The sequence below is a fragment of the Cupriavidus sp. LA-1 genome (assembly GCF_055385985.1).
In genome coordinates this window covers 3,954,048-3,977,981 of record NZ_AP031387.1, presented here as the reverse complement: position 1 = coordinate 3,977,981, position 23,934 = coordinate 3,954,048, and the positions used below count along the sequence as shown (strand labels likewise).

Sequence of the window (23,934 nt, the reverse complement as noted above, 5' to 3'; positions counted from 1 at the left end):
TTCCGGACGTGAAGTCCGGCGCGGCAGGCAGACCGGGCGGAAGCCTGCCGCAGTGCCACCGGCGCAAACCACGCGAGCAGCACAGCCGTCATGGTAAGGACGCCGGCAGCCGGCGTCTTGTCGGACTGGTAGCGGTTTGTATCGGAAGTGTTGCGCGCGTTCAGCCGGCGGCGGTCTTGCCGCCGGTGCCCAGCAGCGCCTTGAGTGCGCCGAGCCGGTCCTTGGGGCTCATCGCCGGGGTCTTGTCCACCGGCGCGGGCGCCTCTTCCAGCTTCATCTCGCCGATAAAGCGCGACGGCTGGCACGAGTAGGTGTCCCGCGCGCGCTTGCGCTTCTTGCACCAGCTGACATGCAGGCTGCGCTGGGCGCGGGTGATGCCGACATACATCAGGCGCCGCTCTTCCTCGATCTTCTCGTCGCTCATGTCCTCGTCCTCGCGGCAGTGGGGCAGGATGCCCTCTTCCACGCCGACCAGGAACACGTGCGGGTACTCCAGCCCCTTGGACGCATGCAGCGTGGACAGGCGCACCGCGTCGGGATCTTCCTCGCGGCCTTCGAGCATGCTCATCAGCGCCACGGTCTGGGTCAGTTCCAGCAGGTTCTTGCCTTCGCTGCCGAAGCCGTCGGCATTGTCGAAGCCGGTGGCTTCCTCGCCCTCGGCGCCCTCGGGCTTCGTGCCCTTGCGTTTGAGCCAGTCGAGGAATTCCAGCGTATTGGTCCAGCGCGACTGCGCCTGCCGCTCATCGAAGCTGTCGTACAGGTAGGCCTCGTAGTGGATGCCTGCCATCAGGTCGTCGAGCACCACGGTGGCAGGGTCCCTGGCCGCGCAGTCGGCCAGGCGCACCATCGATTCGCAGAACACGCGCAGCGGCTCCAGCTGGCGCGGCTGCAGCTTGCCTTCGATGCCGCCCATCATCGCCGCCTCGAACAGCGACACCTTGGCCTGGCCCGCGAAGGTGCCCAGCACTTCCAGCGTGGTATTGCCCACGCCCCGGCGCGGCGTGGTGATGGCGCGGATAAAGGCGGGATCGTCGTCGGGGTTGGCGATCAGGCGCAGGTAGGCGCAGATGTCCTTGATCTCGGCCTTGTCGAAGAAGCTCTGGCCGCCCGACAGCACATAGGGAATGCGCTCGCGCCGCAGGATCTGCTCGAACAGCCGCGCCTGGTGGTTGCCGCGGTACAGGATGGCGTAGTCGCGGAACTGCGCGCGGCGCTCGAACTTGTGCGCGGACAGGCGGAACACCACCGACTCGGCCTCGTGCTCCTCGTCGTTCATCGGGTGGATGGCGATGGGGTCGCCCATGCCGTGCTCGCTCCACAGCTTCTTGTCGAACAGCTTGGGGTTATTGGCGATGACGGCGTTGGCCGCTTCCAGGATGCGCACGGTGGAGCGGTAATTCTGCTCCAGCTTGATCACCTTCAGGTCCGGGAAGTCGGTCTGCAGCCCGCGCAGGTTGTCCAGCGTGGCGCCGCGCCAGCCATAGATGGCCTGGTCGTCGTCGCCCACCGCGGTAAACGCGGGTGCGCGCAGGTGCGAGCCGCCCGCCAGCAGCTTGAGCAGCTGGTACTGGCAGGCGTTGGTGTCCTGGTATTCGTCGACCAGAAAATAACGCAGGCGGTTCTGCCACTTGAGCTGCACCGTTTCATTGCGCGCGAACAGTTCGGCCGGCAGGCGGATCAGGTCGTCGAAATCCACTGCCTGGTAGGCGTGCAGCGTGGCCACGTAGTTGCGGTAGACCAGCGCGGCCTGGTGCTCGTCGGCATTGGCGGCCTGGGCGATCGCCGCCTCGGGATCGACCATGCCGTTCTTCCACAGCGAGATCGTGCCCTGCACGCCGCGGATCAGCTTCTTGTCGGTGGTGCCCAGCTGCTCCTGGATCAGGCCGAAGCAGTCGTCCGAATCCATGATCGAGAACTGCGGCTTCAGGCCCACGTGCTCGGCCTCCATGCGCAGGATCTGCACCCCGAGCGAGTGGAAGGTACAGACCGTCAGCTGCCTGAGCGGGATGCGCTTGCCCTCGCGCGTGGTCTTGCCCTCCATCAGCTTGCCGATGCGCTCCTGCATCTCCTTGGCGGCCTTGTTGGTAAACGTGACGGCGGCGATATGGCGCGGCTCGAAGCCCTTGTCCTCGATCAGATGCGCGATCTTCTGCGTGATCACCCGGGTCTTGCCCGAGCCCGCCCCGGCCAGCACCAGGCAAGGGCCGTCCAGGTAGCGGACGGCTTCGGATTGTGCGGAATTCAGGCCGTGGGTCATGCGGGAGTGGTTGAACAGGCGGGAATCGGGGAAAGCGGCGGCGAGTGCCGCACACGCGACATGGACGCCATGGGCGCGCGGGTTCGGCAAAGCAGACCATGCTAACACGCATGCCGGAGCCGAGTCAGTCGGCGGCTGGCGCATTCCCGGCTCCCGGAGTTTCACCGAAGTAACACTTCGTAAAGCCCGGAGCCAACCGCGCAACGCGCGCCTCTAATCAATATGCACCGATGGGCCTTGCGCCCTCCTGCATGCCCGATTGATCACACAGGAGAGCCAATAATGAGAACCCTCCAAACCCTGACTAGATTCACTCTGATTGGCGTCACCGTGGCGGCATTCGCTGGCTGCGCGGACATGACACCGAAGCAGCGGAACACGGCAATCGGCGCAGGCGTGGGTGCGGTAGGCGGCGCCGTGCTGACCGGCGGTGACGCGCTCGGCACGCTGGGCGGCGCTGCCGTTGGCGGCGTGATCGGTAACGTCACCACCAGTAACAGGCGCAGGTAGGAAAGCCGCTGACTGTGTGGCCAACAGTGCCCCCCGGGCCGCGCGTTGACAAAGCCCGGGGCCTCCCGTACATTGCGCGCATCCGACCGGGAGAGCGCGCATCGCCTGCGCCGCCGAAGGGGTATCACCCGAAAACTCTCAGGCACCATGGACTGGTCGGATCGGCATGCAACATGCACACGATGCATGCCGCACTCTGGAGAGCGGCACCCGCCATTCGTGGCGAGCGTGCCCACCGAAGGGGCGCACGAGGACCGGTTCCGCCAGGATCCGCCTTGTAATCTCTCAGGTATCGAGGACAGAGGGGTCATCCGCCGCAGCGGATTGTCACGCCACGGGCGTGACGAGCGTTGCGGCGGATGGCCCTTTTTCGTTTTCGCAAACCGAGATTGCCCCCGAGGATCCCATGACGCTCCAGGCCACGCCCCTCAACGCTATCCACCGCGCCCTCGGCGCCCGCATGGTCGACTTCGGCGGCTGGGACATGCCGGTCAACTACGGCTCCCAGATCGAAGAGCACAACGCCGTGCGCAGCGACGCCGGCATGTTCGACGTGTCGCACATGTGCGTGGTCGACCTCACCGGCGCCAATACCCGCGGCTTCCTGCGCGGCCTGCTGGCCAACAATGTCGACAAGCTGCAGACGCCGGGCAAGGCGCTCTACGCCTGCATGCTGGACCAGAAAGGCGGCGTGATCGACGACCTGATCGTCTACTTCTTTGCCGAAGACCGCTTCCGCCTGGTCGTCAACGCCAGCACCGCGCTGGGCGACATCGAATGGATCCGCGCCCGCAACGAAGCCACCGGCAGCGGCGTCACCATCACCCCGCGCCGTGAAGACGCTGCGCCCGCAGGCGTGCAGCCGCTGGCCATCGTTGCCGTGCAGGGCCCCAACGCCCGCGCCAAAGTGTGGAGCACCTTCCCCTCGACCCAGCCGTCGGACGCGCTCAAGCCCTTCAACGCCGCCGTGGTCCAGGATCCCGCCATCGGCGAGATCATGGTCGCGCGCACCGGCTACACGGGCGAAGACGGCTTCGAACTGGTGGTGCCGGCGGAAAACGTCGCCGCCGTCTGGGAAAAGCTGAACGCGGCCGGTGTGCGCCCGGCGGGCTTGGGCGCGCGCGACACGCTGCGCCTGGAAGCCGGCATGAACCTGTACGGCCAGGACATGGATATCAACACCTCGCCGCTGGACGCGGGCCTGGCCTGGACGGTGGACCTGCAGAGCGAGCGCGACTTCACCGGCAAGGCGGCGCTGGCCGCGGCCGGTTCGCGCCAGCAATTCCTCGGCCTGATCCTGCGTGACAAAGGCGGCGTCCTGCGCGCCCACCAGAAAGTGATCACCCCGGCCGGTGACGGCGAAATCACCAGCGGCACCTTCAGCCCGTCGCTGTCCCAGTCGATCGCCTTTGCCCGCCTGCCGAAGGACGTCGCCGTGGGCGATACGGTGCAGGTGGAGATCCGCGACCGCAAACTCAACGCGACTGTGGTTAAACTGCCGTTTGTGCGTAATGGCAAGGCACTCGTGAGCTAAGGGGAAAACCCGCTCACCCAACGGTCGCCCTCGCCTGCCGGCAACTGCCGGGCAGGCATCACCCAACAAGAAACGAATCTGTATCCGGAGAACCTTCATGAACTTCCCCGCTGACCTGAAGTACACCGAGTCGCATGAGTGGGTACGCGTCGAAGCCGACGGCACGCTCACCATCGGCATCACCGACCACGCGCAGGACGCGCTGGGCGACATCGTCTTCCTGGAACTGCCCGAAGTGGGCAAGTCGGTCGGTGCCGGTGACGCGCTGGCAGTGGTGGAATCGGTGAAGGCCGCTTCCGACATCTACGCCCCGGTGGCCGGCGAAGTGATCGCCGTCAACGAGGCCGCCACGGCCGCGCCGGAAAGCGTCAACGCCAACGCCTTCGACGCGTGGCTGTTCAAGCTCAAGCCGGCCAACGGCGACGACGTCAACGGCCTGATGTCGGCCGACGCCTACAAGGCCAGCGTCGGCGCCTGACGCCGGCGGCGCCGGTCCAGCCATGGACCGGCCACTGCAGACTGACGCGCGCCGTCCCGGCTGACCACCGGCCGGCGCGCCCCCCACGAGGTTCTTGCCCATGAACGCCCCGCTTCCCATGAACGCCGCCCAAGTGAACCGGCCTACGCTGGCCGAACTGGAGGCGCGCGACGCCTTCGCCGCCCGCCATATCGGCCCCGATACCCCCGAACAGCAGCACATGCTGAAGGTGCTGGGCTATGACAGCCGCGCCGCGCTGATCGACGCCGTCATTCCCGCCGCCATCCGCCGCCGCGACGGCATGCCGATGGGCGAGTTCACCGAGCCGCTGAGCGAGGAAGCCGCGCTGGCCAAGCTGCGCGGGCTGGCCGGCAAGAACAAGGTCCTGAAGAGCTTTATCGGCCAGGGCTATTACAACACCGTCACGCCCGGCGTCATCCTGCGCAATATCTTCGAGAACCCGGCCTGGTACACCGCCTACACGCCCTACCAGCCCGAAATCTCGCAAGGCCGCCTGGAAGCGATGCTGAACTTCCAGCAGATGGTCACCGACCTGACCGGGCTGGATATCGCCAACGCGTCGATGCTGGACGAAGGCACCGCCGCGGCCGAGGCGATGACGCTGCTGCAGCGCGTGAACAAGCACGACTCCGACACCTTCTACGTGGCCGACGACGTGCTGCCGCAGACGCTGGAAGTGGTACGCACGCGCGCCCTGCCGTTGGGCATCGAGGTCAAGGTCGGCCCCGCCGCCGAAGCCGCCGCGGCCAACGCCTTCGGCGTGCTGCTGCAGTACCCGGGCGTGAACGGCGACGTCAACGACTACCGCACCATCGCCGACGCCGTGCACGCCGCCGGCGGCCTGGTGGTGGCTGCCGCCGACCTGCTGGCGCTGACGCTGATCGCCGCGCCGGGCGAATGGGGTGCCGACGTGGCCGTGGGCAACTCGCAGCGCTTCGGCGTGCCGCTGGGCTTTGGCGGCCCGCACGCTGGTTACATGGCGGTGAAGGACGCGTTCAAGCGCTCGATGCCGGGCCGCCTGGTGGGCGTCACCATCGATGCCCAGGGCAACAAGGCCTACCGCCTGGCACTGCAGACGCGCGAGCAGCATATCCGCCGCGAGAAGGCGACGTCGAACATCTGTACCGCGCAGGTGCTGCTGGCCGTGATGGCCTCGATGTATGCCGTCTACCACGGCCCGCAAGGCCTCAAGCGCATCGCGCAGCGCGTGCATCGCCTGACCGCGACGCTGGCCGCCGGCCTGCAGGCGCTGGGCTTCGCGCGCGCCAACGCCAGCTTCTTCGACACGCTGACGCTGGAAACCGGCTTCAATACCGATGCCATCCATGCCGCGGCCACCGCGCGCGGCATCAACCTGCGCCATATCAGCGCCACGCGCGTCGGCATCTCGCTGGACGAAACCGCCAGCCGTGCCGACGTGGTCGCGCTGTGGGAAGTCTTCACGCAGGGCAAGCCGCTGCCCGCCGAACTGGACTTCGACAAGCTCGAGGCCGCCGCGCAGGATGCCTTCCCGCCGGCGCTGGCGCGCACCAGCGCGTACCTGACCCACCCGGTCTTCAACACGCACCACGCCGAGCACGAGATGCTGCGCTACCTGCGCATGCTGGCCGACAAGGACCTGGCGCTGGACCGCACCATGATCCCGCTGGGTTCGTGCACGATGAAGCTGAACGCCACCAGCGAGATGATCCCGGTGACCTGGCCCGAATTCAGCCAGATCCACCCGTTTGCGCCGCTGGACCAGACCGTCGGCTACCGCGAGATGATCGACCAGCTCGAGGCCATGCTGTGCGCCGCCACCGGCTATGCCGCGGTCAGCCTGCAGCCCAACGCCGGCTCGCAGGGCGAGTACGCGGGCCTCTTGATCATCCATGCCTACCATGCCAGCCGCGGCGAGAGCCATCGCGACATCTGCCTGATCCCGTCGTCGGCGCACGGCACCAACCCGGCGTCGGCGCAGATGGCCGGCATGAAGGTGGTGGTGGTGGCCTGCGACGAGAACGGCAACGTCGACCTGCAGGACCTGGCGAAGAAGGCCGAGCAGCACAGCAAGAACCTGGCGGCGATCATGATCACCTACCCGTCCACGCACGGCGTGTTCGAGCAGGGCGTGCAGCAGATCTGCGAGATCGTGCACCAGCACGGCGGCCAGGTCTACGTCGACGGCGCCAACATGAACGCCATGGTCGGCACCGCCGCGCCGGGCCAGTTCGGCGGCGACGTGTCGCACCTGAACCTGCACAAGACCTTCTGCATCCCGCACGGCGGCGGCGGCCCGGGCGTGGGCCCGGTCGCGGTCGGCGCGCACCTGGCTGACTTCCTGCCCAACCAGGACAGCGTGGGCTACCGCCGCGACGAGCGCGGCATCGGCGGCGTGTCGGCGGCACCGTTCGGCTCGGCCAGCATCCTGCCGATCTCGTGGATGTATATCGCGATGATGGGTTCGGCCGGCCTGACCGCCGCCACCGAGAACGCAATCCTGGCGGCCAACTACGTGGCCAAGCGCCTGGCGCCGTACTACCCGGTGCTTTACACGGGCCAGCACGACCTGGTCGCGCACGAGTGCATCCTGGACCTGCGCCCGCTGCAGAAGGACACCGGCATCAGCAACGAGGACGTGGCCAAGCGCCTGATGGACTACGGCTTCCACGCGCCGACCATGAGCTTCCCGGTGCCGGGCACGCTGATGATCGAGCCGACCGAGAGCGAGGCCCTGCACGAGCTGGACCGCTTTATCGACGCGATGATTGCGATCCGCCAGGAAATCGGCCGCGTCGCCGACGGCACCTTCGACCGCGAGGACAACCCGCTCAAGCACGCGCCGCACACCGCCGCGGTGGTGACCGCCAACGAGTGGACCCGCCAGTACACGCGCGAGGAAGCCGCCTACCCGGTGGCATCGCTGCGCACACAGAAGTACTGGCCGCCGGTCGGCCGTGCCGACAACGTGTACGGCGACCGCAACCTGTTCTGCGCGTGCGTGCCGGTCAGCGACTACGTGGTCGACTAAGCCGGTAACCCGGCAAGAGACTATGCTCTACTCAGGGCGCCGCACAACGCGGCGCCCGCCGGCCTAGCCCGGCGCCACTCTGGAGGCCGTTCGTGGCAGTCAGCGTTTTCGATCTGTTCAAGGTGGGCATCGGTCCGTCGAGCTCACATACCGTGGGCCCGATGCGCGCGGCCCTGATGTTTGCGCAGGGGCTGGAGCGCGACGGCCTGCTGCCGCAGGTGGGCAGCGTGCGCGCCGAGTTGTACGGGTCGCTCGGCGCCACCGGCAAGGGCCACGGCACCGACAAGGGCGTGATCCTCGGCCTGATGGGCGAGGCGCCCGACACCATCGATCCCGATTCGATCGACACGCGCCTGGCCGCGCTGCGCGCCAGCCGCGCGCTGTCGCTGCTGGGCCGGCATATCGTGCCCTTCGTCGAGAAAGAGCACATCGCCTTCTACCGGCGCGAGGCCATGGCCGAGCATCCCAACGGCATGAAGTTCCATGCCTTCGACGCCAGCGGCGCGACGCTGCGCGAGGCGCGCTACCTGTCGGTCGGCGGCGGCTTCGTGGTGACCGCGGGCGCACCCAATACGCAGTTGCTCAAGGCCGCGCAGCAGCTGCCGCACCCGTTCCGCAGCGGCAAGGACATGCTGGAAATGGCCACCGCCAGCGGCAAGAGCATCGCGCGGCTGATGATGGAAAACGAGCTGACCTGGCGCAGCGAGGCGGAAGTCACCAGCGGCCTGCTGCATATCTGGGAGGTGATGCAGGCGTGCGTCGCGCGCGGCTGCCGCACCGACGGCGAGTTGCCGGGGCCGTTCAAGGTCAAGCGGCGCGCGCCCGAACTGTTCCGCAGCCTGACCGAACGCGCCGAGCGCACCCTGTCCGACCCGCTCTCGGTGATGGACTGGGTCAACCTGTACGCCATCGCCGTCAATGAAGAAAATGCCGCCGGCGGGCGCGTGGTCACCGCGCCGACCAACGGCGCCGCGGGCATCATCCCGGCGGTGCTGCACTACTACGACCGCTTCGTGCCCGGCGCAAACGCGCAGGGCGTGGTCGACTTCCTGCTGACCGCGGGCGCGATCGGGCTGCTGTACAAGCTCAATGCGTCGATCTCCGGCGCCGAAGTCGGCTGCCAGGGCGAGGTCGGCGTGGCGTGTTCGATGGCTGCTGGCGCGCTGGCCGCGGTGCAGGGCGGCAGCCCGGCGCAGGTGGAGAACGCCGCCGAGATCGGCATGGAGCACAACCTGGGCCTAACCTGCGACCCGGTCGGCGGGCTGGTGCAGATCCCGTGCATCGAGCGCAACGCGATGGCCTCGGTCAAGGCGGTCAACGCCGCGCGCATGGCACTGCGCGGCGACGGCACGCACTACGTATCGCTCGACTCGGTGATCAAGACCATGCGCGAAACCGGCGCCGACATGAAGACCAAGTACAAGGAAACGGCGCGCGGCGGGCTGGCGGTGAATATCGTGGAGTGCTAGGGCCTGTTCACAGGCCCTAGGCGTATCATGGCGGCGTTCCGCGTACAAAAAACAAGAGGACAGCCATGCAGACCTTCCACCAGCTGTTCGACGAGACCTCGTCCACCTTCACCTACCTGCTGATCGATGCCGCCACCGGGGAGGCGCTGCTGATCGATCCGGTCGACCACCAGCTGGAACGCGACCTGGCGCTGCTGAAGGCAACCGGGGCGCGGCTGGCGTGGGTGATCGAGACCCATGCCCATGCCGACCACATCACCTCGGCCGGCCACATCGCGCTGCAGACCGGCGCGCATACCGCCGCGCCGTCCGGCTGCGATATCAAGCCTGCGCAGAAGCAGCTGATCGACGGCGACACGGTCGCGTTCGGCAAGCAGGTGCTGCGCGCCATGCATACGCCCGGGCATACCGCCGGCAGCATGAGCTACCTGTGGGAAGAGCCCACCGCCGACGGCGCCGTGCGCCGCGTCTTTACCGGCGATGCGCTGCTGATCGACGGCTGCGGCCGCACCGATTTCCAGTCCGGCGACGCCGGCACGCTCTACGACAGCCTGACCCGGAAGCTCTTTGCGCTGCCCGACGATACGCAGGTCTATCCGGCCCATGACTACAAGGGCCGCACCTCGTCCACCATCGGCCAGGAACGCGCCCACAACAGCCGCGTTGCCGGCCGCACGCGCGAGGAGTTCATCGAGATGATGCGCAACCTCAACCTGCCGCGCCCGAAGCTGATCGATGTCGCGGTGCCGGCCAACCAGCGCCTGGGCCTGCGCGACGGTGAGAGCGTGCCGCACGGCGCCTGAGATTTTCCCAACGTCAGGAGTCTTTGCATGTCCACCTACACCGCCGAGGTCCTGTGGCAACGCGACGGGCAGGATTTTGCCGGCAACCGCTACAGCCGCAGGCATGTGCTGCGCTTTGACGGCGGCGCCGAGGTCCCGGGGTCGTCGTCGCCCCATGTGGTGCCGCTGCCGATGTCGGATGCAAGCGCGGTCGACCCGGAAGAGATGTTCATCGCCTCGCTGTCCAGCTGCCACATGCTGTGGTTCCTGTCGCTGGCGGCGAAGCAGCGCTTTGTCGTCGACCGCTACCTGGACGCGGCCACCGGCGTGATGGAAAGGAACGCCGACGGGCGCATGGCGATGACGGTGGTCACGCTGCGCCCGCAGGTCACCTTCGGCGGCGAGCGCGAGCCCACGCGCGAAGCACTCGACGCCCTGCACCACGCCGCGCATGACGCCTGCTTTATCGCCAACTCGGTCAGGACCGAGGTGCGCTGCGAACCGGTGTACGCCGCGGTCTAGTGTCCTGTTACTGGCGACGAACAACAAACAATTTATATCTCGCCACCAAAACGCTGATTTGACTTGCCGCCCCGGCACTGCAAATACTGGCCCTCACAGAATGACTCGCCGCCCGGGCACCGGGCGGCGCATCCGGCGTTGCGTAGCCGACACTCGTGGGGAACACCAGCATGAAGCATAGCCAGCATCGCGAGCTGTACCGCGGCCTCGGCGCGCTGGCCGCGGCCATTGCGCTGATCCCGGCCCAGGCCATGGCGCAGAGCAAGCCGGTGGCCTACCCGGCCAAAGGCCAGAGCCAGCAGCAGCAGGCCAGCGACGACGGCGCTTGCTACAGCTGGGCCAAGCAGCAGACTGGCGTGGATCCTGCCCAGGCCGCCAACGCGCCGCCGCCGGCCCATGCGCAAGGCGGCCAGCGCGTGCGCGGTGCCGCGGGCGGTGCAGCCGCGGGTGCCGTGGCGGGGGCGATTGCGGGTGACGCCGGCAGGGGTGCGGCGATCGGCGCTGCAGCGGGTACGGTAGCGGGCGGCGTGGAGCACCGCCAGTCGCGCCGCCAGGCAAACGCCGCCAACCAGCAGGCTGCGGCCAATACCAGCCAGGCGATGGGCTCGTACTACCAGGCCTGGAGCGCCTGCATGCAGGGGCGCGGCTACAGCGTCAAATAAGTCCGGGACCAGCGCAGTGGGAGCGCAGGCTCAGGCAGCCCACCGGTCACACGCCTTGCGCACCGTTTCGCGCTGGCTGCGCGCATCGGCATCGACCTGGCGCAGCCACTCGGCGTCGCCGTCGCGGCGCTCGGCCAGCGCGCGGATATTGGCCAGTGCCTCTAGCGAGCCGAGCGCCTCGGCGTGCGGCACCAGCGCGTCGCAGATCGACAGGATATGGTCCGCGATCGGCCTGCGCGTCAGTTCGTTGGGATGCACGTACTCGCCCTCCAGCCCGAAGCGGCAGGCCTGGAAGCGGTTGAAGGTGTACACCAGGTAATCGTCTTCCTGCGGCATGAAGGGGCGCGACAGCAGCAGGTAGCGCGCCAGCATCTGGATATAGGCGGCGATATCGCAGGCGCGCTGCACCGTCAGCGGCGTATCCATCACGCGGACCTCGATGGTGCCGAACTCGGGCTTGGGCCGGATATCCCAGTAGAAGTCCTTCATGCTTTCGATCACGCCGGTATTGCGCATCTTCTCGAAGTACGCGGTGAAGGCATCCCACGTCAGCAGGAACGGCGCGCGCCCGCTCATCGGGAAGGCCGCGACCGAATTCAGCCGGGCCGAGGCAAAGCCGGTATCCACGCCCTGTACGTAGGGCGAGGACGCCGCCAGCGCCACGAAGTGCGGCACATAGCGGCCGATGGCGTGCAGCAGGAACAGCGATTCGTCGGCGCTGGGGCAACCGATATGCACGTGCTGGCCGAACACCGTGAACTGCTTGGCCAGGTAGCCATACAGCTCGGAGATGTACTGGTAGCGCGGCGAATCCGAGATGGTGCGGTCGGCCCATTGCTGGAACGGGTGGGTGCCGCCGCCGGCAATCCCCAGGTTCAGCGAATGCGAGGCCGCCACCATCAGGTCGCGCATCACGGACAGCTCTTCCAGCGCCTGCTGGTAGCTGTGGCAGATGCCGGTGCTGATCTCGATCATCGACGGGCTGATCTCGGGCTTGATGTCGCCGGCATGCTCCGCGCCCTTGAGCGCGCGCAGCAGATCGGGCGCGGACGGGGCCAGGTCGTAGTCATGCCGGTTGACCAGCTGCAGCTCCAGCTCGACGCCGAAGGTCAGTGCCTCTGAGTGCTTGAACGGTTCGAGCGACATCAGCGCCCTCCTCCATTGGCCCGGATATCGACGCGGACTTCGCCTGCGTAGCGCAGCGCCCAGGCCGCGATCACCGGACCGAAAAGTTGTTCGATGGCCAGCGCGCACAGGATGATGGCCGTCAGCGGCTGGCCGGTCCCCGGGTAAAGCCGCGCAACATCATGCATCAGCAGGTAGGCCAGGCCCGACATCGGCGCCAGCGCCAGTCCCAACGCCATGCACTGGCGCATGCTCAGGCCCGAGAACGAGCCCAGCGACACCACGCCGGCCAGCTTGGCGGCATGGCGCAGCAGCACCAGCACGATGGCGTAGGCGCCACCCACGGCCCAGTCCTGTGCCGTCAGCGGCAAGCCCAGCGACACCACCATCACGATGATCAGCAGGCTGCCGGCGCTGCCGAAGTGCGGCGGCCACACATGCGGCTGGTTGTCCTGGTGCTTGAACACCACGCCGGCCAGCATCAGCGTCAGCGGCATGGACAATTTTAGTACCCGGGTCAGCGCCAGCGTGAACAGCACCAGGCCCACCAGCACCAGGAAGCTGTAATGGTCGTCGGCCGACATGCGGTCATAGATGGCATGGCCGGCCTTGCCCACCACCCAGGCCAGCAGGCAGGAGCCCACCAGCAGGTACAGCGGATGCAGCAGCGCGGCGCCGAGGTTGCCGTATTCCGAGTGCAGCCAGCCGGTGGCGACCTGCACGATCGCGGCGGCATAGATGCTGTTGAGCGCGGCCATTGCCATCAGCCGCTCGGTGACCTGGCCGTCCGCGCGCAATTCGTTCTTGAGCTGCAGCACGATGGTGGGCGAAGTGCTGACCGCGATGCCGCCAGCCAGGATGGCCACGCCCGGTGAGGCCCCTATCCACTGCAGCACCGCGGCCACCAGGCCCCAGGTCAGCAGGCTTTCAAATGCGCTGGTCAGCAGCAGCCAGCGGTTGGCACGCAGCCAGGTCAGCGAGAGCCGATGCCCGAGCTCGAACAAGGCCAGCGCCAGCGCCATATCGATCAGGATACGGGTCTGGTTGATCATGTTCTCGTCGACGATGCCACGGCCCAGCATGCCGGCACAAAGCCCCGCCGCCGCGTACCCAACAATGCGCGGGCAGCGCAGCCAGCGCCGGCTCAGTTCGCCGGCCAGGCCGGCGCCGACCAGCGCCAGCCCGACCCAGAACAGGCCGCCTGGGGCGAGCGGGAGGCTTGGAAATAGTTGGCTCAGTCCGTTCATGGCGACATGGTAATGTAAGCACATCACAATCCATGTCAGTGATTGTCCGACACCGCACCAAACTTATATCTTACTTCCGTCATCTTCACGTAAAAAACGCCATCTTCGGATGGCGTTTTTTTACAACCCTTACATTTCCAGACCGTTCGGGGGCCGGAGCGAAGTTTCAGACGCCCCAGACTTTCCACATCGGCCTGGTCGCCTTGAGCGCGGTTTCGACCTGTGCGTACAAAGTGCGTGTCGGCCCCTGTGCCGCACCGCGGGCGCGAGCCTTGTCGAAGTAACCGAGCGCAGTGTCGCGCTGCTCCTGGCCGAGCGCGGACTGCACCGCGCGCAGGTACACCTCGGCGTCCCAGTCGTCACGCACGGCGAACGCGGCAACGAAGTCGGCCAGCGCCGCGTCGTGACGGCGCGCAGCGTTGTGCACCAGCCCGCGCTGCACGCGCGGGCCAGCCTGGTCCAGCGGATCGCCCTCGGTCAGCGCCACGGCCTGCTCGAACAGCGGCAGCGCGCGCTCCGAGTCACCCACGTCGCGCCAGACCTGGCCGAAGCGGTTGTACAGCCAGGCGTCTTCCACCAGCAGCGCGCGGCGTTGCTGGCCATCGATCTCGGCCAGCGTATCGGTGCGGTCGTGTTCGTCCATGCCGGCCAACTGCGCCTGCAGCAGCGCGGCATAGTGCGCGCGCGCGTGCGCCATCGGATGCGCGGCCTCGCTGCGCGCCTCCACCGGCAGCGCGTCCAGGCGGGCATCCATGTGCATCATCGCGGCCCGCGCGGCCTCGGTCGGCTCGGCCCCGCCCATGGCCTTCCAGGCCGCGATCATGCGGCTGAAGGCCCAGGTCACGTCGGCCGGGTTGCGCTCGAGCGGATAGCGGTTGAGCACTTCGCCGGCCAGTTCCGCCACCTTCTGGTGCTGGCCGGCGTCGGCGTGGCAATCGAGCAGGTCGATCCAGTGGTCGATGAACTCGCTGGCGGCCATGCCCTGGCGGTGCAGCGCGATGCGTTCGTCCGCATGCGCGGCGCCGGCCGGCAGGCTGCGCGACAGCAGCCGGCACAGCAGTGAATAGATATGCGGGTCGGCATTGCCGCCATGGCCGGCGGCATCGCCCTGGCCGGTGGCAAAGTACTGGTCGAAGCGCGCCACACCGGCGCGGCCGGCCTGCACCAGCAGTGGCCGCAGCGCGGCCTCGGCGGCCGGCACCTCGTCGATGAACTCGCCCAGCGCCATCGCGGCGCGGTAGTAGCCGGCGCCGTCGTCGGACTGGTCGGTCAGCGTGAAGCGCAGCCACGGCTCCCGGTCAGCGGGCTGGGCGGCTTGCGCGTTGTCGGCGCGCTGTGCCAGCTGGTGGCGCCAGGCCAGTTCGCGTACCTGGGTCTGCGGGTCGGGCACCTGGCGCAGGAAAACCGCGAGGTCGTCCAGTGCCCCTTGCACGTCGCCCACACCATGGCGCAGCGGCGCGCGCAGGCGGCGCGCCTCGGGATGGTCAGGGTGCTCGGCCAGCACGCGGGCGGCCTGGTCGGCTGCCACGGTATCGCCGGCCGCGGCATCGAGCTCCAGCAGGTGCGGGTTGTCCAGCGCCACGCGGCCCAGGCAGATGCGCATCAGCGGCTCCACCGGCACGCCGGCGGCCTCGGCCCGGGCAATGTAATCCGTGACCAGCGGGGCAATGTCATCCGCGCCCAGGTCCGGGTTGCGGACCATCAGGTCATACCAGTAACGGGCCGCGGCGGCCATGTCGCCCATGCGCAGGGCCGCCAGGCCGGCGTGGAAATGCGCGGCCCATTCGCCGGTCAGCAGGCCGCTGCGCTGCGCGGCCTCATGCAGCCACGGGCGCGCCTCGGCATCGCGGCCCAGGCTCATCAGCATGGCGCCGTAGCGGTGCGCGATCACCCCGCGCGAGACCCAGCGGTGCGGCGGCTGCAGCGGCAGGGTGTCCAGCCGCGCCAGGGCCTCGTCCAGCACTGCCAGCGCGGCGTTGGCGTCACCGTTGTCAAAGTGCAGCCGCGCCCGCAGCGTGACGAAATCAACCACCTCGGGGCGGGCCAGCGAAAGCTGGTCAGCAATCTGCAGGGCTTCGGCGAAGCGCCCCTGGTTGGCTAGCCCGATGGCGTGGTCGTAGCTGGCTTCCTGCTCGGACACGTACTGCTCCTATGGAATGAAAAAATGTGCGAGTGCGGGATTATGCGCCAATGGTGGGGAGTCGGATTTGTTTGGGTGAGTGGGCGCTATGGCGCCCAAGCCCCAAAAGGAAAAACGCCACCCAAAAGGCGGCGTCTCCCATAACCGGCAACAGCAGGCAGGTTACTTCCCGCCAACCGTCTCCAGCACCGTCCACTTGCCCCCCACCACCTTATAGACAGTGATACCACCATCCTTCAGGTCGCCACGCGCGTCATACGCCAGCGTCTTGGTGGTCACGCCCTGCATATTGGTAGCGGCCAGTACCGGCAGGTAACGCACCGGATCCGTCGAGCCGGCCTTGACCATTGCCGTCATCATCGCGGTGGCGCCGTCATAGGCGTATGGCGAATAGGTCTGCACCTTCGAGCCGAAGCGCTTCTCGTACCTCTTCTCGTAGCTGGCGCCGCCGGGCATCTGGTCCAGCGGCAGGCCGGCCAGCGACACCACCGTGCCTTCGGCGGCCGGGCCGGCGAGCTTCAGGAAGTTGTCGGTCTTGGACATTTCGCCCGACACCAGCGGGGCCTTCATGCCCAGTTCCTTGACCTGCTTGGCCATCGGCGCGGACTGGGTCTCGGCGCCGCCGTAGAAGATGATGTCCGGGTTGCTGCGCTTGATGTTGGTCAGCACGGCCTTGAAGTCCACCGCCTTGTCGTTGGTGAACTCACGGCGCACGACCTTGCCGCCGGCGGCCTTGGCGGCCTTTTCGAACTCGTCCGCCAGGCCCTGGCCGTAGGCGGTGCGGTCATCGACGATGGCGATGTTCTTCGCGCCCAGCTTCTTCACCACGAAGGCGCCGATCACCGAACCCTGCTGGGTGTCGGAGGTCATCATGCGGAACGTGGTCTTGAAGCCCTGCCTGGTGTATTCCGGCGCGGTCGCCATGGCGATCTGCGGAATGCCGGCGCGGTTGTAGACCATCGACGCCGGGATGGTGGTGCCGGAGTTGAAATGGCCCAGCATGCCCTGGATGCCGTTGTCGACCAGCTTCTGCGCGACCACCGAACCGGTCTTCGGGTCGGCCTGGTCGTCTTCGGAGACCAGCACGAACTTGACTTCCTTGCCGCCGATCTTGGGCTTGGTGGCGTTCATGTCCTCGATCGCGAGGACGATGCCGTTCTGCATGTCCTTGCCGTACTGCGCCTGGCCGCCGGTCATCGGCGCGGCGAAGCCCAGCTTGATTTCCTGCGCCTGCGCGAACGCGGCGGAGGCGGCGGTCAGGCCGGCCAGGGTCAGGGCAACGGTCATTGCCGTCTTGTGGAATGTCGAGCTCATCAGATCTCCTTGGGTCCCAAATGGTGCCGATGTGGTGCCGTTGCCGGCGTTATGGCGGCGCAGCCTGGCAGTGCCGCGCCTTGCTTCCTGTGCGCAACGGGGCGGGATCGCCGCCGCCGCCGCGCGCTTCGACATGACGACGTCCGAGGGTTGCCTCAGCCGATCGTCATCAAACTGGCATTACCGCCCGCGGCCGCGGTGTTGACCGAGAGCGAACGCTCGATCAGCAAACGGTCGAGCGCGATATTCGGTTCACCTTGCGCCAGGCCCTGCACGCCGATGATCGGACCGGGGCGCGCGGCCACCTGTTCGCACACCGTGCGCAGCTGGTCGGAATCGCCGTGGTGCAGCACGGCATCGACTGCCGTGTCCGCCGCGGTCCAGTCGGCCACCATGCGGACGCGCGATTGTACGCCCTCAGGCAGGCGCGCAAACAGCCCCCGGCTGACAGGGTTTTCCAGCCATACCGCCTCGGCGCCGACGGTCAGCACGGCGCCCAGCTGCAGGGCCAGGTCGGCCTCCTGCGCGGCCAGGCACAGCACGCGCTCGCGCGGCAGCAGGGTGTAGGTGTTGCGCTCGCCGGTGGGGCCCGCCAGCGTCACCGCCAGGCCGGAGGCCGAGGCCTCGGCAAAGCGCTCGCAGGCGGCGGCCACTTCCGGCAGCTCGGCGCGCGCCCAGGTGCGGAAGGCTTCCGTGGCACGCGCGGCTTCGCCGTCCGGGCCCACGGGTTCGGCACCACCCGTGGCGTCGGCCGCGCGCACGCTGCGCGCCACCGCGTCCTGCGGGCAGACCGACAGCAGCCGGTGCAGGTAGAGCGGGCCGCCCGCCTTGGGGCCGGTGCCCGACAGCGACTCGCCGCCGAACGGCTGCACCCCGACCACGGCACCGACAATATTGCGATTCACGTACAGGTTGCCCACATGGGCGCGGCTGACGATGTGCGAGATGGTCTCGTCGATGCGGGTATGGATACCCAGCGTCAGGCCGTAGCCGGTGCCGTTGATCTGGCTGACCATGGTGTCCAGCGCCGCGCGCGGGTAGCGCACCACGTGCAGCACCGGGCCGAACACTTCGCGCTTCAGTTCTTCAATGCTGTCCAGCTCGATCAGCGTCGGCGGCACGAAGGTGCCGTTGCGGCAGCTCGCGCCCTGCGCGGCGTTGGGATCGGCCTGGTGGACACGGCGGCCCTTGGCGCGCATGGCGTCGATATGGCGCACGATGTTGGCACGCGCCTCGTCGTCGATCACCGGGCCGACGTCGGTCGACAGGCGGTCCGGGTTGGCCATATTCAGTTCCTGCATGGCGCCCTTGAGCATTTCCAGCACGCGGTCGGCCACGTCTTCCTGCAGGCACAGCACGCGCAGCGCCGAGCAGCGCTGGCCGGCCGAGTCGAAGGCGGAGTTGACCACGTCGCCGACCACCTGCTCGGCCAGCGCCGACGAATCCACGATCATCGCGTTCTGGCCGCCGGTCTCGGCGATCAGCGGGATCGGGCGGCCGGCAGCGTCCAGGCGCCCGGCCACGTTGCGCTGCAGGATGCGCGCGACTTCGGTCGAGCCGGTGAACATCACGCCCTTGACGCGGGCGTCTCCCACCAGCGCGGCGCCGACGGTCTCGCCGCGGCCCGGCAGCAGCTGCACCGCGCCGGCCGGCACGCCCGCTTCGCGCAGCAGGCGCACGGCGGCGGCGGCGATCAGCGGGGTCTGCTCGGCGGGCTTGGCCAGCACCGGGTTGCCGGCGGCCAGCGCCGCTGCCACCTGGCCGGTGAAGATTGCCAGCGGGAAGTTCCACGGGCTGATGCAGACCACGGGGCCCAGCGGGCGGTGGGTCTCGTTGTCAAAGCTGCGGCGGATCTCGGCGGCGTAGTAGCGCAGGAAATCCACGGCTTCGCGCACTTCGGCGATGGCGTTGGAAAAAGTCTTGCCGGCCTCGCGCATGATGATGCCCATCAGCGACTGCATCTGGGCTTCCATCAGGTCGGCGGCGCGCTCCAGCGCGGCCGCGCGCACGTCCGGCGGCGTTGCCTGCCAGATCGGCGCGGCGTTGACGGCGGCCTGCAGCGCGGTTTCGACCTCGGCCTGGCCGGCCTCGGTCACGTGACCCACCACGTCGCGATGGTCGGCCGGGTTCAGCACCGGGGCCGCCACAGCGTCGGCCGCGCGCGGCGAATCGGCGACCAGCGCGGCGCCAAGCAGCGGCTCGGCCACGGCGCGTTCGCTGGTGCCGGCCAGCAGCGCCGACGACAGCGACGCCAGGCGGTGCTCGTTGGCCAGGTCGATGCCGGCCGAATTGGGTCGGCTCTTGCCGTAGAGCGTGCGCGGCGACGGGATGCGCGGGTGCGGCAGGCCCAGCCCGCCTTCGTCGCGGTGCATGGCCTCGACCACGGCGACGGGGTCGGCCACCAGCTCGTCCAGCGAGATGGTGTCGTCGGCGATGCGGTTCACGAACGAGGTGTTGGCGCCGTTCTCCAGCAGGCGGCGCACCAGGTAGGCCAGTAGCGTCTCATGGGTGCCGACCGGCGCGTAGATGCGGCACGGGCGGTTGAACTTGCCGTCGGCGGTGGGGCCCACCACCTGGTCGTACAGCGGCTCGCCCATGCCGTGCAGGCACTGGAACTCATACTGGCCGGGGTAGTAGCTGTGGCCGGCGATCTGGTAGATGGCCGACAGCGTATGCGCGTTGTGCGTGGCGAACTGCGGGTAGATCGCGTCCGGCACCGACAGCAGCTTGCGCGCGCAGGCGATATACGACACATCGGTGTAGACCTTGCGCGTATAGACCGGGTAGCCCTCCAGGCCATCGACCTGGGCGCGCTTGATCTCGCTGTCCCAGTAGGCGCCCTTGACCAGGCGGATCATCAGGCGGTGGCGGCTGCGGCGGGCCAGGTCGATCAGGTAGTCGATCACGAACGGGCAGCGCTTCTGGTAGCCCTGCACCACGAAGCCGATGCCGTTCCAGCCGGCCAGTTCGGGCTCGAAGCACAGGCGTTCGAGCAGGTCCAGCGAGATCTCCAGGCGGTCGGCTTCCTCGGCGTCGATATTGATGCCGATGTCGTACTGGCGCGCCAGCAGCGTCAGCGACTTCAGGCGCTCGTACAGCTCGCCCACCACGCGCTCATGCTGCGCGCGGCTGTAGCGCGGGTGCAGCGCCGACAGCTTGATCGAGATGCCCGGGCCTTCGTAGATGCCGCGCCCGCGCGAGGCCTGGCCGATGGCGTGGATGGCCTGCTCGTACGACGCCAGGTAGCGGGCGGCATCGGCCTCGGTCATGGCCGCCTCTCCCAGCATGTCGTAGGAGTAGCGGAAGCCTTCGGCCTCGTACTTGCGCGCGTTGGCCAGCGCCTCGGAAATAGTCTCGCCGGTGACGAACTGCTCGCCCATCAGGCGCATGGCCATGTCCACGCCCTTGCGGATCAGCGGCTCGCCACCCTTGCCGATGATGCGCGTGAGCGCCTTGGTCAGCCCCGATTCGGTATGGGTGGCGACCAGCTTGCCGGTCAGCAGCAGGCCCCAGGTGGCGGCGTTGACGAACAGCGACGGGCTCTGGCCCAGGTGCGACTGCCAGTTGGCGCCGCTGATCTTGTCGCGGATCAGCGCGTCGCGGGTGGCCTTGTCGGGGATGCGCAGCAGGGCCTCGGCCAGGCACATCAGCGCCACGCCTTCCTGCGACGACAGCGAGAACTCCTGGATCAGCCCCTGCACCAGGCCTTCACGGCCCGTGCCCACCTTCTGCTCGCGCAGCCGCGTGGCCAGCGTCTTGGCCATCTTGATGGCGGCCTCGGCCTGCTGCTGCGGCAGGCGCGCCTGCTCCAGCAGCACCGGCACGCAATCGGTCTCGGGACGGCGATAGGCGGACGTAATGGCTGCGCGCAGCACTGACTGCGGCTGGATGCTCTGTGCGAATTCCAGGAACGGCTGCGGCGCGGCATCGCCATGGGCCAGTTCGGCACCATCGGCGCCGTCCGCGTCGGCGCTGCCGGCGGCGCCGGTCTCGTACGGCAGGTGGCCGCGCTCGATCTGCTCGAGGTAGCTGAAGATGGCCTGCTTGATCAGCCAGTGCGGCGTGCGGTCGATGGATTGGGCAACGCGCTTGAGGCGGTCGCGCGAGGCGTCGTCGAGCTTGACGCCGAGTGTGGTGGTGGCCATGCGGGCAATTCTCCGAAAGACTGGAGCCGCCGCCGGTGCTACCTCGTCCATGCCGACAGGCAGGGGCGCGCGACCGGCCGCAGCCTGTGAGCTGGCGCGATCTTACTCCCGAAAATCACCACGGTGCAACCTAGTGCAACCCTATAGAAAACCCTAATGATAGGGTTGCACCGTCGCACCGTCGCACCGGCCAGCTCAGATCCGCAACGGATCGATCTCAAGCTGCCAGCGCACTCCCTTTGCTTCCGTCCCCACCTCTGCGAAAGTCTGCACCCACTCAGCCACAAAGCGTTGTAATACAGGGCGCGAGGTGGCCTCCACCAGCATCTGGGCACGCTCCCGGTTGAAGATGCGCACCATCGACATCGGCACCGGGTCGTGCAGTTGCACCTCGGCCGCCAGTTCGCAGGTTTCGGCATGCCGGCGCGCCGCTTCCAGGAACTGCAGCGCCCGCTCCAGCTGCCCGTGCTCGGCGGTCACCAGCACCTGGAAGCAGAACGGGGGCAACCCGGCCTGGCGCCGCTCGCGCAACTGGCTGGCCGCGAATCCATCATAGTCGTGGCGCGTCAGCGCCTGCAATGCCGGGGTGTCCGGATAGCGGGTCTGGATCAGCACCTCGCCCGGCAGGCCGGCCCGCCCTGCCCGCCCGGCCACCTGCATCAGCGAGGCAAACAGGTGTTCGGCGGCGCGGAAATCGTGGCTGAACATGGCGGCATCGGGATGGACAATGCCGACCAGGGTCACGCGCTGGAAGTCATGGCCCTTGGCCACCATCTGCGTGCCCACCAGGATGTCGACTTCGCCGGCATGGACCTCATCGAACATGGCCTGCGCGCTGCCCTTGCGCCGCGTGGAATCGGCGTCGATGCGGGCGATGCGGGCCTGCGGGAAGCGCGCCGCCAGGGCCTCTTCGATGCGCTGCGTGCCGCGCCCCAGCGGCGCGATATCGACATTGCCGCAGTCCGGGCAGTGGTGCGGCACCGGCGCCTCCAGGCCGCAGTGGTGACAGCGCAGGCGCCGCTCCGGGCGGTGCAGTACCAGGTATGCCGAGCAGCGCGGGCAGCCCGACAGCCAGCCGCAGCTGTCGCAGGCGATCACCGGCGCGTAGCCGCGGCGGTTCAGGAACAAGAGGCTCTGCTCGCCGCGCGCCAGACGGGCGTCGATGGCTTCCAGCAGCGGCACGGACAGGCCCTCGAACAGCGCGCGCTGGCGCTGGCGCTCATGGTTCAGGTCGACCAGGCGCACGGTCGGCAGGGTCGCGTCGGCCTGGGCGCGCTCGCGCAGCACCAGCTTGCGGTAGGTGCCCTGCCCGGCCCGCCACCAGGTTTCCATCGACGGCGTGGCCGAGCCCAGCACCACCGCGACGCCGCGCTGCTTGGCGCGCCATACCGCCAGGTCGCGCGCGGAGTAGCGCAGCCCTTCCTGCTGCTTGTATGACGTGTCGTGCTCCTCGTCGACCACGATCAGTGCCAGCGCCGGCAGCGACGCCATCACCGCCATGCGCGTGCCCAGCACGATGCGGGCCTCGCCGCGGTGGGCGGCCAGCCACTGCAGGCTGCGCTCCTGGTCAGCCAGGCCGCTGTGCAGCACCGCCAGCGGCAGGTGCGGAAAGCGCGCGGCGATGCGGGCCTGCAACTGCGGCGTCAGGTTGATTTCAGGCACCAGCATCAGCACCTGGGCCTGCGGGTCGCGTTCCAGCACCGCCTGCATCGCATGCAGGTAGACCTCGGTCTTGCCGCTGCCGGTGACCCCGTGCAGCAGGAACGGGGCGAAGCCTTCGGCCTCGGCGATGGCCTGCACCGCGGCGCGCTGCTCGTCGTGCAACGGCGGCGCGGAAGATGGCGGCTGCGCGGGGTCGATCGGCAGCAGGTTGCGTGCGGTGCGGCTGGCCTCAACCCAGCCGGCGGCCTGCCACTCGGCCAGCCGTGACGGGGCCGCCGCACAAAGCACGCGGGCGTCGGCCAGGGCCAGGGGCTCGCCTGCGGTGGCACGCTCGGCCAGCGCCAGCGCCAGCGCGCGCACGCTGCGTGCGCGGGCCGGCACGGCAGCCAGCAAGGCCTCGGCATGGCAAGGCAACAGGCGGTATTCGTCGGTGCGGGCACGCTGGGCCAGTCCCGGCCAGCTCTCGGCCTCGCGCAAGGCTGGCGGCAAGGCCGGCAGCATCACTTCGCCGAGGCGGCGCTGGTAGTAGCGGGCGGCGAACGCGGCCAGTTCGATCCAGTCGGGCAGCAGCGGCGGCATCCAGTCCAGCCGCTGCGCAACCGGGCGCAGCTTGTCCGCGGGTACGTCGGATCCTTCCGCGTATTCCACCGCCACCCCGACCATGCTGCGGCGGCCGAACGGCACCACGACCAGATCGCCAGGGGCCACGTCGGGGGTCGCGAGGTAGTCGAAGCAGTCGTCGGCAGGGGTGTCCAACGCCACCCGGATGACCGCCTGAGCGGCCGGCGTCACGGCGCCAGCGGTGGGCGTGTCGGCCTCTGCGAGGGGCAGCGCACCGCTAGCTGGCGCCATTTGGCCCTTCCTGGTGCACCGCCTTTGCGCAACTGTTGTGCAACGGGCGGCGGGTGTGCGGACGGCTGAAAGTTAGTGTGCGGCGCAACATCAACTTAAAGTAAAACTTCAAATGTGGCCCTAAGTCGATGATAGATGACTGGTTTTCCACTAATTCCACCGCCCCTGTGGATAACTTTGTTGAAAAGTCGCTTCGGCTGGCCG

General features: G+C 68.3%; 15 protein-coding genes and 2 riboswitches. Of the genes, 8 read left to right on the top strand and 7 right to left on the bottom strand.

All coding sequences use genetic code 11. The features are described from left to right. Positions 1–160: 160 nt before the first annotated feature. Complete coding sequence (locus ACZ5MJ_RS18545; protein ID WP_464221333.1) at positions 161–2,257, bottom strand: UvrD-helicase domain-containing protein; 2,097 nt, start codon at positions 2,255–2,257, stop codon at positions 161–163. A gap of 282 nt (positions 2,258–2,539) precedes the next feature. On the opposite strand from ACZ5MJ_RS18545, the gene ACZ5MJ_RS18540 reads away from it, so the two are divergent. From ACZ5MJ_RS18540 to ACZ5MJ_RS18505, 8 genes are all read left to right on the top strand, one after another. Continuing rightward, on the top strand, positions 2,540–2,767 hold the full coding sequence (locus tag ACZ5MJ_RS18540) for a glycine zipper 2TM domain-containing protein (RefSeq protein ID WP_464221332.1): 228 nt from the start codon (positions 2,540–2,542) through the stop codon (positions 2,765–2,767). Positions 2,768–2,844: 77 nt separating this feature from the next. Continuing rightward, a riboswitch (glycine riboswitch) is annotated at positions 2,845–2,932 on the top strand. A gap of 21 nt (positions 2,933–2,953) precedes the next feature. Next, positions 2,954–3,079: riboswitch (glycine riboswitch) on the top strand. 94 nt (positions 3,080–3,173) lie between these two features. Next, positions 3,174–4,301: a glycine cleavage system aminomethyltransferase GcvT gene (gene gcvT, locus ACZ5MJ_RS18535; RefSeq protein ID WP_464221331.1), complete on the top strand. Its 1,128-nt coding sequence runs from the start codon at positions 3,174–3,176 to the stop codon at positions 4,299–4,301. A gap of 97 nt (positions 4,302–4,398) precedes the next feature. Then, positions 4,399–4,779 carry a glycine cleavage system protein GcvH gene (gene gcvH, locus ACZ5MJ_RS18530; protein ID WP_018006183.1) on the top strand — a complete coding sequence of 127 codons (381 nt, stop codon included), beginning with the start codon at positions 4,399–4,401 and terminating at the stop codon, positions 4,777–4,779. 100 nt (positions 4,780–4,879) lie between these two features. After that, on the top strand, positions 4,880–7,810 hold the full coding sequence (gene gcvP, locus ACZ5MJ_RS18525) for an aminomethyl-transferring glycine dehydrogenase (protein WP_464221329.1): 2,931 nt from the start codon (positions 4,880–4,882) through the stop codon (positions 7,808–7,810). Between the two features lie 92 nt (positions 7,811–7,902). Then, on the top strand, positions 7,903–9,279 hold the full coding sequence (locus ACZ5MJ_RS18520; protein ID WP_464221328.1) for an L-serine ammonia-lyase: 1,377 nt from the start codon (positions 7,903–7,905) through the stop codon (positions 9,277–9,279). Between the two features lie 65 nt (positions 9,280–9,344). Continuing rightward, the gene (locus ACZ5MJ_RS18515) at positions 9,345–10,082 is read left to right on the top strand and encodes an MBL fold metallo-hydrolase (protein ID WP_464221327.1); all 738 of its coding nucleotides are present in this window, start codon (positions 9,345–9,347) and stop codon (positions 10,080–10,082) included. A 27-nt stretch (positions 10,083–10,109) separates the two neighbouring features. Next, positions 10,110–10,583 (top strand): OsmC family protein, encoded by a 474-nt coding sequence (locus ACZ5MJ_RS18510; protein WP_464221326.1) that lies wholly within the window; start codon positions 10,110–10,112, stop codon positions 10,581–10,583. A gap of 170 nt (positions 10,584–10,753) precedes the next feature. Then, positions 10,754–11,245 (top strand): YMGG-like glycine zipper-containing protein, encoded by a 492-nt coding sequence (locus ACZ5MJ_RS18505; RefSeq protein ID WP_464221325.1) that lies wholly within the window; start codon positions 10,754–10,756, stop codon positions 11,243–11,245. 30 nt (positions 11,246–11,275) lie between these two features. Here ACZ5MJ_RS18505 and ACZ5MJ_RS18500 read toward each other — a convergent pair whose 3' ends face one another. The 6 genes from ACZ5MJ_RS18500 to ACZ5MJ_RS18475 form a co-directional block, all read right to left on the bottom strand. After that, positions 11,276–12,391 (bottom strand): YbdK family carboxylate-amine ligase, encoded by a 1,116-nt coding sequence (locus tag ACZ5MJ_RS18500; RefSeq protein ID WP_464221323.1) that lies wholly within the window; start codon positions 12,389–12,391, stop codon positions 11,276–11,278. Next, positions 12,391–13,617 carry a cation:proton antiporter gene (locus ACZ5MJ_RS18495; RefSeq protein ID WP_464221321.1) on the bottom strand — a complete coding sequence of 409 codons (1,227 nt, stop codon included), beginning with the start codon at positions 13,615–13,617 and terminating at the stop codon, positions 12,391–12,393. The genes ACZ5MJ_RS18500 and ACZ5MJ_RS18495 overlap by 1 nt, the downstream gene beginning before the upstream one ends. A gap of 166 nt (positions 13,618–13,783) precedes the next feature. After that, entirely contained in the window at positions 13,784–15,757 is a 1,974-nt protein-coding gene (locus ACZ5MJ_RS18490) for a hypothetical protein (RefSeq protein ID WP_464221320.1), read from the bottom strand. Positions 15,758–15,919: 162 nt separating this feature from the next. Further along, positions 15,920–17,071 carry a branched-chain amino acid ABC transporter substrate-binding protein gene (locus ACZ5MJ_RS18485; protein ID WP_464221319.1) on the bottom strand — a complete coding sequence of 384 codons (1,152 nt, stop codon included), beginning with the start codon at positions 17,069–17,071 and terminating at the stop codon, positions 15,920–15,922. A 155-nt stretch (positions 17,072–17,226) separates the two neighbouring features. Then, on the bottom strand, positions 17,227–21,216 hold the full coding sequence (putA, locus tag ACZ5MJ_RS18480; protein WP_464221318.1) for a trifunctional transcriptional regulator/proline dehydrogenase/L-glutamate gamma-semialdehyde dehydrogenase: 3,990 nt from the start codon (positions 21,214–21,216) through the stop codon (positions 17,227–17,229). A gap of 195 nt (positions 21,217–21,411) precedes the next feature. Next, complete coding sequence (locus ACZ5MJ_RS18475) at positions 21,412–23,730, bottom strand: primosomal protein N' (protein ID WP_464221317.1); 2,319 nt, start codon at positions 23,728–23,730, stop codon at positions 21,412–21,414. Positions 23,731–23,934: the final 204 nt, after the last annotated feature.

What these genes read in the sequence shown, in the direction of transcription:
- ACZ5MJ_RS18485 (WP_464221319.1), bottom strand. Translation starts at nt 17,071, where the DNA reads ATGAGCTCGACATTCCACAAGACGGCAATGACCGTTGCCCTGACCCTG.
- ACZ5MJ_RS18500 (WP_464221323.1), bottom strand. Translation starts at nt 12,391, where the DNA reads ATGTCGCTCGAACCGTTCAAGCACTCAGAGGCACTGACCTTCGGCGTC.
- gcvH (WP_018006183.1), top strand. Translation starts at nt 4,399, where the DNA reads ATGAACTTCCCCGCTGACCTGAAGTACACCGAGTCGCATGAGTGGGTA.
- gcvT (WP_464221331.1), top strand. Translation starts at nt 3,174, where the DNA reads ATGACGCTCCAGGCCACGCCCCTCAACGCTATCCACCGCGCCCTCGGC.
- ACZ5MJ_RS18545 (WP_464221333.1), bottom strand. Translation starts at nt 2,257, where the DNA reads ATGACCCACGGCCTGAATTCCGCACAATCCGAAGCCGTCCGCTACCTG.
- ACZ5MJ_RS18505 (WP_464221325.1), top strand. Translation starts at nt 10,754, where the DNA reads ATGAAGCATAGCCAGCATCGCGAGCTGTACCGCGGCCTCGGCGCGCTG.
- ACZ5MJ_RS18510 (WP_464221326.1), top strand. Translation starts at nt 10,110, where the DNA reads ATGTCCACCTACACCGCCGAGGTCCTGTGGCAACGCGACGGGCAGGAT.
- ACZ5MJ_RS18475 (WP_464221317.1), bottom strand. Translation starts at nt 23,730, where the DNA reads ATGGCGCCAGCTAGCGGTGCGCTGCCCCTCGCAGAGGCCGACACGCCC.
- ACZ5MJ_RS18515 (WP_464221327.1), top strand. Translation starts at nt 9,345, where the DNA reads ATGCAGACCTTCCACCAGCTGTTCGACGAGACCTCGTCCACCTTCACC.
- ACZ5MJ_RS18540 (WP_464221332.1), top strand. Translation starts at nt 2,540, where the DNA reads ATGAGAACCCTCCAAACCCTGACTAGATTCACTCTGATTGGCGTCACC.
- ACZ5MJ_RS18495 (WP_464221321.1), bottom strand. Translation starts at nt 13,617, where the DNA reads ATGAACGGACTGAGCCAACTATTTCCAAGCCTCCCGCTCGCCCCAGGC.
- putA (WP_464221318.1), bottom strand. Translation starts at nt 21,216, where the DNA reads ATGGCCACCACCACACTCGGCGTCAAGCTCGACGACGCCTCGCGCGAC.
- gcvP (WP_464221329.1), top strand. Translation starts at nt 4,880, where the DNA reads ATGAACGCCCCGCTTCCCATGAACGCCGCCCAAGTGAACCGGCCTACG.